This is a genomic window from Flavobacterium magnum, assembly GCF_003055625.1.
Taxonomy (GTDB): domain Bacteria; phylum Bacteroidota; class Bacteroidia; order Flavobacteriales; family Flavobacteriaceae; genus Flavobacterium; species Flavobacterium magnum.
Genome location: NZ_CP028811.1, coordinates 1,039,283 through 1,053,523 on the forward strand (window position 1 = coordinate 1,039,283; position 14,241 = coordinate 1,053,523).

A 14,241-nucleotide genomic window follows, 5' to 3' on the forward strand; every position below is an offset into this window, starting at 1 on the left:
TCGCAGGCCTCCTCATGGTTACACTCAGTGTCGGTTAGCCATTCAGCTTTTTTGTTTTCCCTTTTGACATTTTTTCAGCCATCATCAGGGCGTTGTAGGCATTGACGATGTGGCCCGATTTTGAAAGCGCGGAAAACGGTTTTTTATCGGACTCGTTGCCGCCCACATTGACTTTCTCATCAATAACTGTCCCCGAATCCATAATGATATGTTTCACCTGTTTTGCAGTCAGGTTTGGATAATAAGAACGGATCAGTGCAGCCACACCGGCAGCATTAGGGGATGCCATTGAGGTGCCCTGCTCATATTTGAAACCATTATTCGGGACAGTGGCATAAATTTGTACACCGGGAGCGAATACGTCTACATTTTCTTTTCCGTAGTTCGAGAAATCCGCGACCAGTTTGTCGCCGTAATGCACGTCCAAAGCACCAATCGTCAGCACATTGTCTGCAAATTCCTTTTTGCCGTCTTTGGAATCATTCGGAAAATTAGGCTCGACATCAATATCTTCCGCATCGTTGCCGGCTGCATGTACGATCAGTACGTCTTTTTTCTCTGCATATTTGATAGCGTCATAAACCCATTGGCTGTGTGGCGAAAAACTTTTTCCGAAACTGCCGTTAATGACCTTCGCGCCGTTGTCGACTGCGTAACGAATGGCAAGCGCAATGTCTTTGTCGTATTCGTCCCCATTTGGCACCGCTCTAACCGCCATAATCTGTACGTTATCGGCAATTCCGTCACCGCCGATACCATTGCCTCTTTGCTGTGCAATAATTCCCGCTACGTGGGTACCGTGAAGCGCCTCTTTTTTGTCCGGGCCGTAAACGATGTTATTGCCATAAGACGTATCGTTGATGTCATCGGGATTGTCGCCAACTACTTTCCGGCCGTCAAACTCCGTGTTCAGGTTATAGTCCAGCTGGCCATAAATATAATCGTGGTATTCCGTAACCTGGCTGACAAAATCCGGTCCGGCCTGGGCCGCCATGCTTAACATGATGCGCAGGCTCTTGTTGAGTTTGGGGTCGGTGGTCTGAATTTCTTTGAGGTCGGCGACGGTAAAATTATCTTTCTTCAGGTATTCTTTTACGGTATTGTAGGCGCCGTCAAGCATGTCAACGGTTGGCTTTTGCGCTTTGGCATCCTTGAGCTTTTTGTCGAGCTCAGCTTTGGCATCCTTGTATGTTTGTGATCCGTCGTCGCCTTTTTTCACGATGCGGGTCATTTCCAGGCTTTCGTTTACCGCATCGCCGAGGAAATTCCAGCCATGTATGTCATCAACATAACCATTCTTGTCATCATCGATGCCGTTTCCGGCAATTTCTTTTGGGTTTGTCCAGATGACGTTCTTAAGGTCGTCGTGTTCGATATCGACGCCTGAATCGACCACACCCACGATAACGGTTTTGCCTTTTTTGCCTTTGAGGAATTCGGAGTATGCCTTGTCGACGCTCATGCCCGGAACGCTATCCTTCACCAGGTCGAGGTGGCTCCAGCGTTGCAGTTCCGCTTCAGGAAGCGTGCCTTTCTTACCGATATATTTTACAGGGGTTTGCGCAGAGGCACCAAACGAAAGCGCAAAGGAGGCTGCGAGGAGCCAGGACGATTTTGTCATTTTCATAAAAATGGAAATTTTTGAAATTGGTCAAAAGTAATCAAGAATGTTACAGCGGTGTCAAAATTAACGTTCTTTTAGCGTAAAAACGAATGCTTTCACAGCAACTGTTAGGAACCCTGGCCCGAAACCCATGAAAAGTACACCGAAAATTCCGGCGAGGCCAGGGTATAAACAGATTAGCGGTTAATTGCCCGTTTTTTTGATTGATGATTGATGATGATTAATTGCAGTTTTGTATAATTTGGTTCAACGTCTGATTTAATGTTTGCAGCGCTTCCGCAGAAACGCCTCCGAGGGCTGCCTGACGGTTCTGCAGGACCAATGCCTGTACATTGTCAATGATTGTCCGGCCCGTCTCAGTGACCTTTAACACCGATCTGCGGCGGTCGTTCTGGTTGACTTCCCGTTCGAGATAGCCTGACTTCACAAGCAAATCAATAATCCGCGTAACCGATGCGTTGTCCTTAAAAACCAATCCGCCGAGATCCTGCTGCGAAATGCCCGGATTTTCCAATATCGACTTGATGATCAGCCATTGGTCGATCGTGATTTTGTAACCGTGTTCACGAAGTCGTTTCTGCGCAAATACCCGATAACTCCGGATTGCTTTATCCATGTTGTAAAAGGTAATGTCCTTTAATTTCTCCATCCGGATTTTTCTAGCAAATTTAAAAATGATTTATCAATATTTGATATATCAAATAAAATTTAACTAAAAATTTTTCCGCTGTTGTCGATGTCTTTTTGTTTAGTAGCGCCGGCCGGGAAAATGTTACAGTATGTCCGCACAACGATAAACGTCGCGGAGTCGGACCCCCTTTTCAGTATTTTCGACTGTTATGATCTCATTGTGCGCATCGTGCTCAAGAAAAAGGTAATAGTGATGCTCGGCGGCGGCCTGCAGGAATTTTTCTTTCTCCGGCAGGGTAAGCAACGGCCGTGTGTCATAACCCATCACGTAGGGCAGCGGTAAATGGCCGGCAGTGGGCAGCAAATCAGCCATAAAGCAGATGACCATGCCTTTGAAATGTATTTGTGGAAGCATCATCTTATCGGTATGCCCATCGGCGAAAAAAATCCCGAAACCCAGTTCCGATCCGGACACGAAATCATTTTGTGGCTTGTTTACGAATTGCAATTGTCCGGATTCCTGCATTGGCAGGATGTTCTCCGGCAGGAATGACGCTTTTTCGCGCGGATTCGGATGGACCGCCCATTGCCAATGGTCTTCATTGCTCCAGAATGTTGCATTTTTAAAAGCAGGCTCATAACCGGTTCGGTCTTTGTTCCACCGTACGCTGCCGCCGCAATGGTCGAAGTGAAGGTGAGTCATAAACACATCAGTGATGTCGTCGCGGTGGAAACCGTGCCTGGCTAACGAGTTGTCTATAGAATGGGAGCCCCATAGCGAATAATAACCAAAGAATTTCTCAGACTGTTTGTCGCCCATTCCTGTGTCAATCAGGATCAGGCGCTTGCCATCCTCTATCAGGAGACAACGCGCTGCAAGGTCAATCAGGTTATTTCCGTCCGCGGGGTTGGTCTTGTTCCAGATGGTTTTGGGCACTACGCCAAACATGGCGCCGCCGTCGAGTTTGAAATTTCCGGCTTCGATAGGGTATAGCTTCATGGTTTCAGGGTTATTCGGGCTTAAAACCCGCAATTTAAGAAAGCATAACCAAATTCTATCCGATCATCGTTATAAAAATGTCTGCCGATTGGCAAAACGCTTTAATTGTAATATCTTTGCATATTAATTTAGACAAAATATAATTTGCCATGATAAAAGTATCAGATTCAGCCAGCAGGAAAATCGTGGAGATGATGAAAGAAGACGGTTTTGATGCTGCCAGAGATTATGTGCGCGTGGGTGTGAAAAGCGGAGGCTGCAGCGGATTATCATACGAACTGAAGTTTGACAAAGCCCTGGGTGAAACCGATAAGGTGTTCGAGGACAACGCTGTACGCATTGCTGTTGAGAAAAAATCGTTCCTGTATTTAGCCGGTACGGTTTTGGAGTTCTCCGGCGGATTGAACGGAAAAGGCTTTGTGTTCAACAACCCCAACGCAACGAGGACCTGCGGTTGCGGAGAATCGTTTTCACTTTAAATACCATTTGGATCATTAAGATTTAAATCGCCGGAAGTTAAAGTTCCCAACCTCTTAATTGGTTTAAAAAAACAAAAAAAATGTCAAAATACACTGAGGACGATTTAAAAATTGAACTCGAAAATAAAGAGTACGAATACGGTTTTTATACCGATATAGAGTCCGATACGTTTCCCATCGGTCTGAACGAGGACATCGTTCGCGCCATCTCCACGAAGAAGGATGAGCCGCAATGGATGACCGACTGGCGCATCGACGCCTTCCGGGCCTGGCAGGAAATGACCGAACCCACCTGGGCTAACGTGCATTATGAGAAGCCGGACTTCCAGGCCATTTCATATTATTCTGCGCCCAAGCAGGTCGACCCGAACAAAACCCTCGATGACGTTGATCCGGAGTTGTTGGCGATGTACAAAAAGCTGGGCATCTCGATCGACGAGCAGAAAAAAATGAACAACGTTGCAATGGATATTGTCGTTGATTCGGTTTCTGTAGCCACGACCTTCAAGAAAACCCTGGCCGAAAAAGGAATCATTTTCTGCCCGATTTCCGAAGCGATTAAAGAGCATCCGGAATTGGTCCAAAAATACCTGGGCACCGTAGTGCCGCAAAAAGACAATTTCTACGCCGCATTGAACTCGGCGGTTTTTTCCGACGGTTCTTTTTGTTATATACCGAAAGGGGTGCGTTGCCCGATGGAATTGTCCACGTATTTCCGCATCAACCAGGCCGGAACCGGCCAATTTGAACGCACACTCGTCATTGCCGATGCCGGCAGCTATGTCTCCTACCTCGAAGGTTGTACCGCGCCGAGCCGTGATGAAAACCAACTGCACGCCGCAGTGGTCGAACTCATAGCGCTTGACGATGCCGAAATCAAGTATTCGACCGTGCAGAACTGGTATCCCGGGAACAAGGAGGGCAAGGGCGGCGTATTCAATTTTGTGACCAAAAGGGGTTTGTGCGAGAAAAATGCCAAAATCTCCTGGACGCAGGTCGAAACCGGTTCAGCCGTGACATGGAAATATCCTTCCTGTGTGCTGAAAGGCGACAATTCGGTAGGCGAATTTTATTCGATCGCGGTGACTAACAATTTCCAGCAGGCCGATACGGGGACCAAAATGATCCATTTGGGCAGGAACACAAAATCAACCATCATCTCCAAGGGAATCTCCGCCGGCAAATCGCAAAACAGCTACCGCGGATTGGTGCAGATTGGCGCACGGGCTGAAAACGCAAGGAATTTTTCGCAATGCGACTCACTGCTGATGGGGAACAACTGCGGCGCGCATACCTTCCCGTACATTGAGAGCAAAAACACCACGGCGAAAATCGAGCATGAAGCTACAACCAGCAAGATCGGCGAAGACCAGGTGTTCTATTGCAACCAGCGCGGAATCCCCACCGAGAAAGCCATCGCATTGATCGTGAACGGCTTCAGCAAAGACGTGTTGAACAAATTGCCTATGGAATTTGCTGTGGAAGCACAGAAATTGCTTGAAATCTCACTTGAGGGTTCCGTCGGCTAATCGTTTTATTTCTAATCATCTCATTTTCTAATTCAATGCTACAGATCAAAAACCTTCATGCTTCAATCGAAGATAAAGACATATTAAAAGGAATCAATCTCACGGTCAACGCCGGTGAGGTACATGCCATCATGGGCCCGAACGGTGCGGGTAAAAGTACACTGTCCGCCATCATTGCCGGGCGTGAGGATTACGAAGTCACCGAGGGCGAAATCCTGCTCGAGCGCGAAAACATTTCAGAACTTTCCCCAGAAGAACGCGCACACAAAGGAATATTCCTTTCCTTTCAGTATCCGGTGGAAATCCCCGGCGTTTCGGTGACCAATTTCATGAAGACCGCCATTAACGAAACACGTAAAGCGCAGGGCAGGGATGAAATGCCCGCCAATGAGATGCTCAAGATGATTCGCGAAAAATCAGAACTGCTCGAAATCGACCGCAAGTTTTTGTCCCGCTCGCTTAACGAAGGCTTCTCCGGAGGTGAGAAAAAACGGAATGAAATCTTCCAGATGGCGATGCTCGAGCCCAAACTCGCCATTCTTGACGAAACCGATTCTGGTCTGGACATCGATGCGCTACGGATTGTGGCCAACGGTGTCAACAGGCTCAAGAGCGAGCACAATGCCGTTCTCGTCATTACGCATTACCAGCGTCTTCTGGATTACATTATCCCGGATTTCGTACACGTGTTAATGGATGGAAAGATTGTGAAGTCCGGCGATGCGTCGCTGGCACTCGAACTCGAGGAAAAAGGATACGATTGGATCAAACAGGAAATCGAAGCGTAATGGATTTAAAAGAAAAATTGATTTCTTCCTTCATGGCATTTGAGGAAAAGATTGACGTGCATTCCGAACTGCATGACATCCGTACTTCGGCAATCAGGAATTTTGAAAATAAGGGTTTTCCCAGTAAAAAGGAGGAAGCCTGGAGATACACCTCGCTCAATGCGGTGCTCAAGAACGATTTCACCGTGTTTCCGAAAAGTGAGAATACGATTGAATTCAGCGAAGTAAAGAAATATTTCCTGCATGAGATCGACACATACAAAGTGATTTTCGTCGACGGCGCGTTCAGTTCATTTTTGTCTTCGACAACCCACGACGGACTCGATGTCTGCCTGATGTCGTCAGCCCTGAACAAGCCGAAGTACAAGGAAGTGATTGAAAAATATTTTAATAAAATTGCCAATAAAGACGAATCGCTTACGTCGCTTAACACGGCATTCGCCTCTGAAGGGGCGTATGTAAACATCCCGAAAGGCAAGCTCGTCGACAAACCTATTGAGATCATTTATTTTTCAACAGGAAAAGAAAATGCCCTGATGGTGCAGCCGCGTAACCTCGTCGTAGTAGGCGAAAATGCGCAGGTGCAGATCATCGAGCGCCACCAGAGCCTCAATGAGAATCCGGTGTTGACCAATTCGGTTACTGAAATCTTTGCAGAGCCGAATGCGAACGTCGACTATTATAAAATCCAAAACGATCTGCTGTCCGCAAATCTGGTCGACAACACCTATATTTCGCAGCAAAGGTCTACCAAAGTCTCCGTGCATACCTTTTCATTCGGAGGCAACATCACCAGGAACAACCTGAATTTCTACCATTTCGGCGAAGGCATCGACAGCACTTTGAAAGGCATCACGATTATCGGCGGCAAGCAACTCGTTGACCATTATACTTTGGTGAATCACGCCACGCCGCATTGCGAAAGCCACCAGAATTACAAATGCATCCTCAATGACAGCGCCACCGGTGTTTTCAACGGCAAGATTTTCGTCGAAAAAGAAGCCCAGAAAACAGACGCTTTTCAGCAAAACAACAACATCCTGCTCAGCGACAAGGCCACGATCAACGCCAAGCCGCAACTCGAGATTTTTGCCGATGATGTGAAATGCTCACACGGCTGCACCATCGGGCAACTCGACGAGAATGCGATGTTCTACATGCAGGCGCGCGGCATCCCCAGGAAAGAGGCCAAAGCGCTACTGATGTATGCGTTTTCCAACGAAGTCCTGGACAGCGTGCGGATTCCCGAACTCAAGCAACGCATCAATAAGATTATCGCGCAAAGGCTTGGTGTGAATCTCGGATTTGATCTGTAGTTTTTAGAAGCTGATCCCGCTGTCCGCTATATCTTTTCCCTGCTGTGGCCAGCAGTGAAAAGGATGCCGCTACCATCGGGGCTAGCGACCGGCGTGAAATCCCGCTAAAATTCCCTTCAGGAAACTGTTGAAGTCAAACTGGCTGTCATCGGTCAGGCCCATCCGGACAATCACGAGATCCATCGAGGGTATGATAAAAATCATCTGCCCCTGGAACCCATTGCAGGAATACAGGTCTTTCGGGGCATCCGGATATTTCCCGCCGGCATTGAGCCAGAAATGCGCGCCGTATCGGCCGTTCGAGCCGTTGGTAGGCGTGGCCACATAGGTTGCCCAACTTTTATCGAAAAGCTGTTCACCGTTCCAATTGCCCTGATGCAGGTACAACAGTCCGAATTTGGCCCAATCGCGTGTCGTGGCCCAGCCATAGGAGGATCCGACGAAATTCCCGGCCATATCGCTTTCCACCACCATCGAGTGCATACCGATCTTGTCAATAAAGGCCGAGTACCAAAAGTCAAGATATTCCTGGTGTGTGCTGAATTGGCCTCTCAATATCCTTGACAGTAAGTTTGTCGTGCCCGAGGAATAATTCCAATGCGCATCCGGTGCGAAGGCTGCGGGTTTTTCAAGCTGCACCTTGCCCATGTCTTCGGCTTCGAAAAGCATTTTAGTGGCATCGCAGATCGTTTCATAGTTCTCCACCCATTCCAGGCCGCTGTTCATGTGCAGTAAATCATTAATTGTGATCCTCGCGCGCCGATCCCGTCGCCACTCGGCAACAGGTGCCGGTTTGTTGATGTCGATTTTGCCCATTTTCTGCAATACGCCGAACATCGTTGCGGTGATGCTTTTGGTCATTGACCAGCCGAGGATGCGCGAGTTTTTTGAAAATCCGGGCGCGTATTTTTCTGCAACGATATGGTCTTTATACACCACCAGCACCGATCGTGACCGTCTCGATTTTGCGCCGTCCTGATCAAATGCGGCTGCCACTGCCTGATTCAGCCGGGCGTAATTGACGTTGCTGAAGATTGTGTCCCTGGGCTCGAGGTTTCCGTAAGGAAACGGCAGTTTAATGGGAGCCAGTTTCCGTTTTGGAATGTCATAAGGCTGGCTTTCGTCAAAATCATCGTTGACCAATGTGGCGCCCAGCCCTTCCCTGTAGATGGCCTTTCTTTTCTTCAACCCGTAAAAGGTCGAAGTGGCAAATTTTCCGTCCGCATTGATTTCGTTTGTTGCGAGACGCACCAGTGCGATATCGTTGTCACCTGCCTCGATGACCGTCTGTGGGCGCCGGTCCAGGAAATGTGCCGACGCAATACTTTTGGCAGCAAAGCCTGAGATCAGGTCGAGTTTCGGGTAATTGGCGACAAAGCCATAAATGAGTAACGCCACCCCGGCCAGCAGCAGCAGCCGAACAAATTTTTTCATAGGAATTAAATTACAGTGACATAAAAATAAGGCAATTATTAACAGCTCGCCGATAAAAATTTACCCATAAATTTTTACTACTTTTGTATTTAGATTTTTTCTAAATAATTATGTTCGACATCCAGAAAATCCGCGCTGATTTCCCGATACTTTCCCGACAGGTTCATGGCAGGCCGCTTGTTTATTTGGACAATGGCGCGACGTCACAGAAGCCCAAAGCCGTCATTGATGACATCGCCGAATATTACAATGAAATCAATGCGAACATCCATCGCGGGGTGCACACCTTAAGCCAGCTGGCCACCGATGCGTATGAAGCGTCACGCGAAAAAATCCGTGCGCACCTCAATGCAGAATTTGCTCACGAGGTGCTGTTTACTTCAGGGACGACCTTCGGGGTCAATCTGGTCGCGAACGGATTCGCGTCGATCGTCAAGCCCGGTGACGAAATCCTCGTTTCTGCGCTGGAACACCACAGCAACATCGTGCCCTGGCAATTGCTTTGCGAGCGCACAGGAGCCGTGTTAAAAGTGATCCCGATCGATGAGCGCGGCGAACTGGTACTTACAGCGTATGAAGAACTGCTGTCGGACAAGACTAAAATTGTCGCGGTAAACCACATCTCGAACGCATTGGGTACGATCAACCCGATCCGGTTCCTGATTGAGAAGGCCCATGAAAAAGGGGCAGCCGTGTTGATTGACGGTGCGCAGGCTGTACCGCATATAAGGCCTGACGTGCAGGAACTGGATTGCGATTTTTATGTCTTTTCAGGGCACAAGATCTGCGGCCCGACGGGAACCGGGATCTTATACGGCAAGGAAGCCTGGCTCAATAGACTTCCGCCTTATCAGGGCGGCGGTGAAATGATCAGGGAAGTGTCTTTCGAAAAAACCACTTATGCCGACCTGCCCCACAAGTTTGAAGCCGGAACCCCCAACATAGCGGGCGGGATTGTGCTGGGTACTGCCATAGATTACCTGAATTCGGTTGGGTTCGAGAATATCCAGAAGCAGGAACGCGATCTGTTGGCCTATGCCACCGAAAAATTGCTGGAGATTGAGGGCCTCAAAATTTTCGGGCCTGAAGATGTAAACCGCAAAACGTCGGTAATTTCGTTTAATATCGATGGCATCCATCCGTACGATATCGGGGCCATCCTGGACAAAATGGGCATTGCCGTGAGGACGGGGCACCATTGCGCCCAGCCAATCATGAGCTTTTTCTGCATTCCTGGGACCGTTCGGGTATCGTTTTCGTTTTATAATACGCGCGAAGAAGTCGATTTGCTCGTTGCGGGGATTAACAAGGCCAAAATGATGCTATCTTAAAACTAATCTATGAAAATACTTACGATGATCTGCCTCACACTGCTCATGGCCAAAAGTTGTGACAAACAGCAGCAGGAGGAAATGAAAAATACGACTGTGGAATACAGTGCGATGTCGAGGGGATTTTACCTGAACATCAACGTGCATGATGACAAGCTGTCCATAGTTGACAAGCGCGATGGCACCCCACGCGAGTACATCCTTACGAATGCGGATTGGAAAGCACTGGCGGATCTTTACAAGACCATAAAGCCTGAAGAATTGCCAACGTACAAAGATCCGACGCAGAAGCGGTTTTACGACGGCGCCGCCATAGCGAGCCTGCGCATCATTTATGACGGGAAAACCTATGAGACCACGAGTTTCGACCACGGTTTTCCGCCAAAGGAAATTGAAGCCTTCGTAAACAAAATAGTCTCATTTGCAACACCATAACACAATGACGATTAAGGAAATACAACAGGATATTGCCGATGAATTCAGCCTTTTTGATGAGGAAAACTGGGATGAGCGGTACCAATACCTGATCGACCTGGGCAAAACGCTGCCGCTGATCGATCCACAATACAAGACGGATGACAACCTGATCAGGGGCTGCCAGTCTAAAGTATGGCTGCACGCGGACGAAGCGGATGGAAGGATTGTTTTCACGGCCGACAGCGATGCGATTTTAACCAAAGGCATCATTGCAATCCTGATCCGGACATTCTCAAACCAGAAGCCATCCGATATCCTGGAGGCCGATACCCGTTTCATCGATGACATCGGGCTGAAGGAACACCTGTCGCCGACACGGGCCAATGGACTGGTTTCGATGATTAAACAAATTAAATTGTATGCACTGGCATTCCAGTCAAAAAATTAAAAATTTATGGAACAGGAAATAGACACGACCCAACTGGGTGAGGATATCGTAAAGAAACTCAAAACGATTTATGATCCGGAGATCCCGGTCGACATTTACGAACTGGGACTGATATATGACGTGATGGTCAACACGGATTATGAGGTAAAAATCCTGATGACGCTCACCTCACCGAACTGCCCGGTGGCCGAAACCCTGCCCAGGGAAGTGGAAGACAAAATCAAGGCCATCGACAACGTGAAAGACGTTGAAGTCGAAATCACATTCGATCCGCCGTGGAGCAAGGACCTGATGAGCGAGGAAGCGAAACTGGAACTCGGCATGCTTTAAAAGCAAGGCCATAATCAAAACGTTTTTCGGCATGGAAGAAATCGTAAATAAAGTCGCCAATTCCGCATTGGAAGTTTTTGACCTGGAGGACTATTATCCGAAGGGCGATCGCCTACGCGTTGATATCGCGCAATGGCTTTACGAAGGTATAATATTGAGGGAAAAAGATTTCCGTGAAAGCCTCAAAAACCACGACTGGACCCAATACCGGGATGCCTATGTAGCAGTATATTGCAGTAATGACGCGATCGTACCCGCTTGGGCGGCCGTCCTGGTCACGATCCAGCTGGCGCCTTTTGCCAAAAAAGTAATCGAGGGGAATTTAGAAGCCATTGATACGGCGATCTATCAGGAAATCCTCGAAAACCTGGATTACTCAGTTTATAAAGACAAGCCGCTGATCATCAAAGGTTGTTCGAGGAAGCCCGTCCCGATGAGCGCCTATGTACTTGCGGCGCAAAAACTGCAGCCGTTCGCGAAAAGCATCATGTACGGCGAAGCCTGTTCGGCGGTGCCATTGTACAAGCGCAAGCAGTAATTTGCGGATTGCAAAACGTATTCCGTACACATTCTTTATATTTGCGGTAACCATAAAAATACAGCTATGAAGAAGATTTTTTCGGGAGTTTTGATCGCGGTCTACGCAATGAACGCGGCAGCGCAGCAGGCCCCTCCCACGGCCGCAGATACCACACGGGCCTGGACCACGAAAGGGACCGCCACCGTGTTGTTCAATCAGTCCACTTTTGACAACTGGCTTGCCGGAGGAGAGAACAACATTTCGGGCAACATCGGCATCAACTACGATTTTAACTACAAGAAGGCCGACTGGACGTGGGACAACAAGATCATCGCGTCTTACGGCCTCGTCAAAACCAAGACCAGCTCGTTTGCCAAGAAAACCGATGACCGCCTTGAGCTCAATTCACTTTTGGGCAAAAAAGCCGGCGGCAATTGGTATTATTCGGCATTCCTGAACTTCAAGACCCAATTTACCGAGGGTTATATTTACGATAAAGACGCCAATGGTGTCGAGATCCGTACAAAATACACCGCATTCATGTCACCGGGTTACCTGTATTTCGGGCCGGGCATGCTTTGGAAAAAGAACGACAACCTGAAATTCAACCTGTCTCCGGCCACGTCCAAGTTTACTTTTGTAGACAAGAACCGTACGCTGCCCGAAGAAGCGTATTTCGGGGTCAAAGAAGGAGAAAGCCTGCGGTACGAATTGGGTTTCAACGCATCGGCATATTATAAAGTGGGCGTGATCGCGAACGTCTCGTTTGAAAACATCCTGAACCTGTATTCCAATTACCTTGAGGATCCGCAAAACGTGGATGTCGACTACCAGCTGAATATCGTACTGAAGGTCAACCGCTACATATCGACCAATATCTCATTCCAGGCGATTTACGATGACAATGCCTTCCCGGGCGTGCAGTTGCGCCAGGTCTTCGGGGTCGGGGCGACGTATGGATTTTAACTTTTGATGGATCAGGAGCATGATCCCGCTGTCCGCTTTATCTTTTGTTTTTTAAAGAAAAAAACAAAAGGATGCCGCTGCCATCGGGGCTAGCGTCCCTGCCACCATCGAAAATTCCGGATTCCTGTTGTCAGAATGGGAATCCGGAATTTTTTATATGGGAACCGGTTATTCCTTATCGACCGCATCCTTATAGTCAGGATACAGGAATTTGTTGTACGGAAACCGCGTGATATGAATTTCCCTCACGGCTTCATACACCCGCTCGCGGAACTCCTCGAAATTTTCTTTATTAACCGCTGAGATGAACAAGGCATTCTTCGCCCCAAGCTGGCTCATCCAGGTTTGTTTCCACTCCTCGAGCGTGTAGTGCTTCGTGGTTTTTTCGGTCATCAGATCGTCTTCATCGATGGTGAGGTGCTTGTAGGCATCGATTTTATTGAACACCATAATGGTGGGTTTCCCGTCGCTTTTGATATCGGCAAGGATCTGGTTCACGGATTCGATGTGGTCTTCAAAATCCGGGTGCGAAATGTCTACAACATGCAGCAACAGGTCGGCTTCACGCACTTCATCAAGCGTGCTCTTGAAGGAATCAACAAGTTGTGTAGGCAGCTTGCGTATAAACCCTACCGTGTCCGATAACAGGAACGGCAGGTTTTTGATGACGACTTTCCGTACCGTGGTGTCGAGCGTGGCAAACAGCTTGTTTTCTACAAAAACCTCGCTTTTGCTGATGACATTCATCAGCGTCGATTTGCCTACATTGGTATAACCCACCAGTGCCACGCGAACCATCGCGCCGCGGTTGCTGCGCTGCACTGACATTTGTTTGTCGATGACCTTGATCTTATCCTTGAGCAGCGAAATCCGGTCCCGCACGATACGGCGGTCGGTTTCAATCTCTGTTTCTCCTGGGCCACGCATCCCGATACCACCTTTCTGTCGCTCGAGGTGCGTCCACATCCCGGAGAGGCGCGGCAACAGGTACTGGCATTGTGCGAGTTCTACCTGGGTGCGCGCGTAGGAGGTTTCTGCCCTTTGGGCAAAAATGTCGAGGATCAGGTTTGTGCGGTCAAGGACCTTGCAATTCAGGATTTTTGTTATGTTCTTCTGTTGTGACGGAGACAGCTCGTCGTCGAAGATTACGGTGGCCACGCCATGTTCTATAATATAGGAGTGGATTTCTTCCATCTTTCCGGTGCCTACAAAAGTTTTGGGGTTCGGGCGTTCCATCTTCTGTGAAAAACGCCGCACCACCTCGCCGCCTGCGGTGAAGGTCAGGAATTCGAGCTCGTCGAGGTATTCGGTGAGCTTTTCCTCGCTTTGGGTTTGGGTAATAATTCCGACGATGACCGTCTTTTCAAAATTAATTTTTTCTTTCTCGAGCATGGGGTATTTTTTCTAACTACAAAGGTATGGAATTTTA

Annotated in this window: 15 protein-coding genes; 10 read left to right on the forward strand and 5 right to left on the reverse strand. The window is 48.3% G+C overall.

All coding sequences use genetic code 11. The features are described from left to right. Nucleotides 1-34: 34 nt before the first annotated feature. The 3 genes from HYN48_RS04250 to HYN48_RS04260 form a co-directional block, all read right to left on the reverse strand. Nucleotides 35-1,627 carry a S8 family peptidase gene (locus HYN48_RS04250; RefSeq protein ID WP_108369945.1) on the reverse strand — a complete coding sequence of 531 codons (1,593 nt, stop codon included), beginning with the start codon at nucleotides 1,625-1,627 and terminating at the stop codon, nucleotides 35-37. 217 nt (nucleotides 1,628-1,844) lie between these two features. Then, nucleotides 1,845-2,273, reverse strand: a complete 429-nt coding sequence (locus tag HYN48_RS04255; protein ID WP_108369946.1) for a MarR family winged helix-turn-helix transcriptional regulator — start codon at nucleotides 2,271-2,273, stop codon at nucleotides 1,845-1,847. A 123-nt stretch (nucleotides 2,274-2,396) separates the two neighbouring features. Beyond that, entirely contained in the window at nucleotides 2,397-3,254 is an 858-nt protein-coding gene (locus tag HYN48_RS04260; protein ID WP_108369947.1) for an MBL fold metallo-hydrolase, read from the reverse strand. A gap of 149 nt (nucleotides 3,255-3,403) precedes the next feature. On the opposite strand from HYN48_RS04260, the gene HYN48_RS04265 reads away from it, so the two are divergent. The 4 genes from HYN48_RS04265 to sufD all read left to right on the forward strand — a co-directional run bounded on the left by HYN48_RS04265 (nucleotide 3,404) and on the right by sufD (nucleotide 7,366). After that, nucleotides 3,404-3,733: a HesB/IscA family protein gene (locus HYN48_RS04265; protein WP_108369948.1), complete on the forward strand. Its 330-nt coding sequence runs from the start codon at nucleotides 3,404-3,406 to the stop codon at nucleotides 3,731-3,733. A gap of 80 nt (nucleotides 3,734-3,813) precedes the next feature. Continuing rightward, nucleotides 3,814-5,262, forward strand: a complete 1,449-nt coding sequence (gene sufB, locus HYN48_RS04270) for a Fe-S cluster assembly protein SufB (RefSeq protein WP_108369949.1) — start codon at nucleotides 3,814-3,816, stop codon at nucleotides 5,260-5,262. Between the two features lie 35 nt (nucleotides 5,263-5,297). Beyond that, on the forward strand, nucleotides 5,298-6,050 hold the full coding sequence (sufC, locus tag HYN48_RS04275; protein ID WP_108369950.1) for a Fe-S cluster assembly ATPase SufC: 753 nt from the start codon (nucleotides 5,298-5,300) through the stop codon (nucleotides 6,048-6,050). Next, on the forward strand, nucleotides 6,050-7,366 hold the full coding sequence (sufD, locus tag HYN48_RS04280; RefSeq protein ID WP_108369951.1) for a Fe-S cluster assembly protein SufD: 1,317 nt from the start codon (nucleotides 6,050-6,052) through the stop codon (nucleotides 7,364-7,366). The genes sufC and sufD overlap by 1 nt, the downstream gene beginning before the upstream one ends. A gap of 81 nt (nucleotides 7,367-7,447) precedes the next feature. Here sufD and HYN48_RS04285 read toward each other — a convergent pair whose 3' ends face one another. Further along, nucleotides 7,448-8,800: a serine hydrolase domain-containing protein gene (locus HYN48_RS04285; RefSeq protein WP_108369952.1), complete on the reverse strand. Its 1,353-nt coding sequence runs from the start codon at nucleotides 8,798-8,800 to the stop codon at nucleotides 7,448-7,450. Between the two features lie 110 nt (nucleotides 8,801-8,910). Here HYN48_RS04285 and HYN48_RS04290 point away from each other — a divergent pair, with 110 nt between their 5' ends. From HYN48_RS04290 to HYN48_RS04315, 6 genes are all read left to right on the forward strand, one after another. Continuing rightward, entirely contained in the window at nucleotides 8,911-10,131 is a 1,221-nt protein-coding gene (locus HYN48_RS04290; RefSeq protein WP_108369953.1) for an aminotransferase class V-fold PLP-dependent enzyme, read from the forward strand. Between the two features lie 9 nt (nucleotides 10,132-10,140). Next, the gene (locus HYN48_RS04295; protein WP_245945982.1) at nucleotides 10,141-10,566 is read left to right on the forward strand and encodes a hypothetical protein; all 426 of its coding nucleotides are present in this window, start codon (nucleotides 10,141-10,143) and stop codon (nucleotides 10,564-10,566) included. A gap of 4 nt (nucleotides 10,567-10,570) precedes the next feature. Next, on the forward strand, nucleotides 10,571-10,996 hold the full coding sequence (locus tag HYN48_RS04300) for a SufE family protein (protein WP_108369954.1): 426 nt from the start codon (nucleotides 10,571-10,573) through the stop codon (nucleotides 10,994-10,996). Nucleotides 10,997-11,002: 6 nt separating this feature from the next. Next, nucleotides 11,003-11,326, forward strand: a complete 324-nt coding sequence (locus tag HYN48_RS04305) for an SUF system Fe-S cluster assembly protein (protein ID WP_108369955.1) — start codon at nucleotides 11,003-11,005, stop codon at nucleotides 11,324-11,326. Nucleotides 11,327-11,357: 31 nt separating this feature from the next. Then, the gene (locus HYN48_RS04310) at nucleotides 11,358-11,864 is read left to right on the forward strand and encodes a DUF2480 family protein (protein ID WP_108369956.1); all 507 of its coding nucleotides are present in this window, start codon (nucleotides 11,358-11,360) and stop codon (nucleotides 11,862-11,864) included. Between the two features lie 66 nt (nucleotides 11,865-11,930). Continuing rightward, nucleotides 11,931-12,812, forward strand: coding sequence for a DUF3078 domain-containing protein (locus HYN48_RS04315; RefSeq protein ID WP_108369957.1), 882 nt, complete (start codon nucleotides 11,931-11,933; stop codon nucleotides 12,810-12,812). Nucleotides 12,813-12,980: 168 nt separating this feature from the next. Here HYN48_RS04315 and hflX read toward each other — a convergent pair whose 3' ends face one another. Next, on the reverse strand, nucleotides 12,981-14,204 hold the full coding sequence (gene hflX / locus HYN48_RS04320; RefSeq protein ID WP_108369958.1) for a GTPase HflX: 1,224 nt from the start codon (nucleotides 14,202-14,204) through the stop codon (nucleotides 12,981-12,983). Nucleotides 14,205-14,241: the final 37 nt, after the last annotated feature.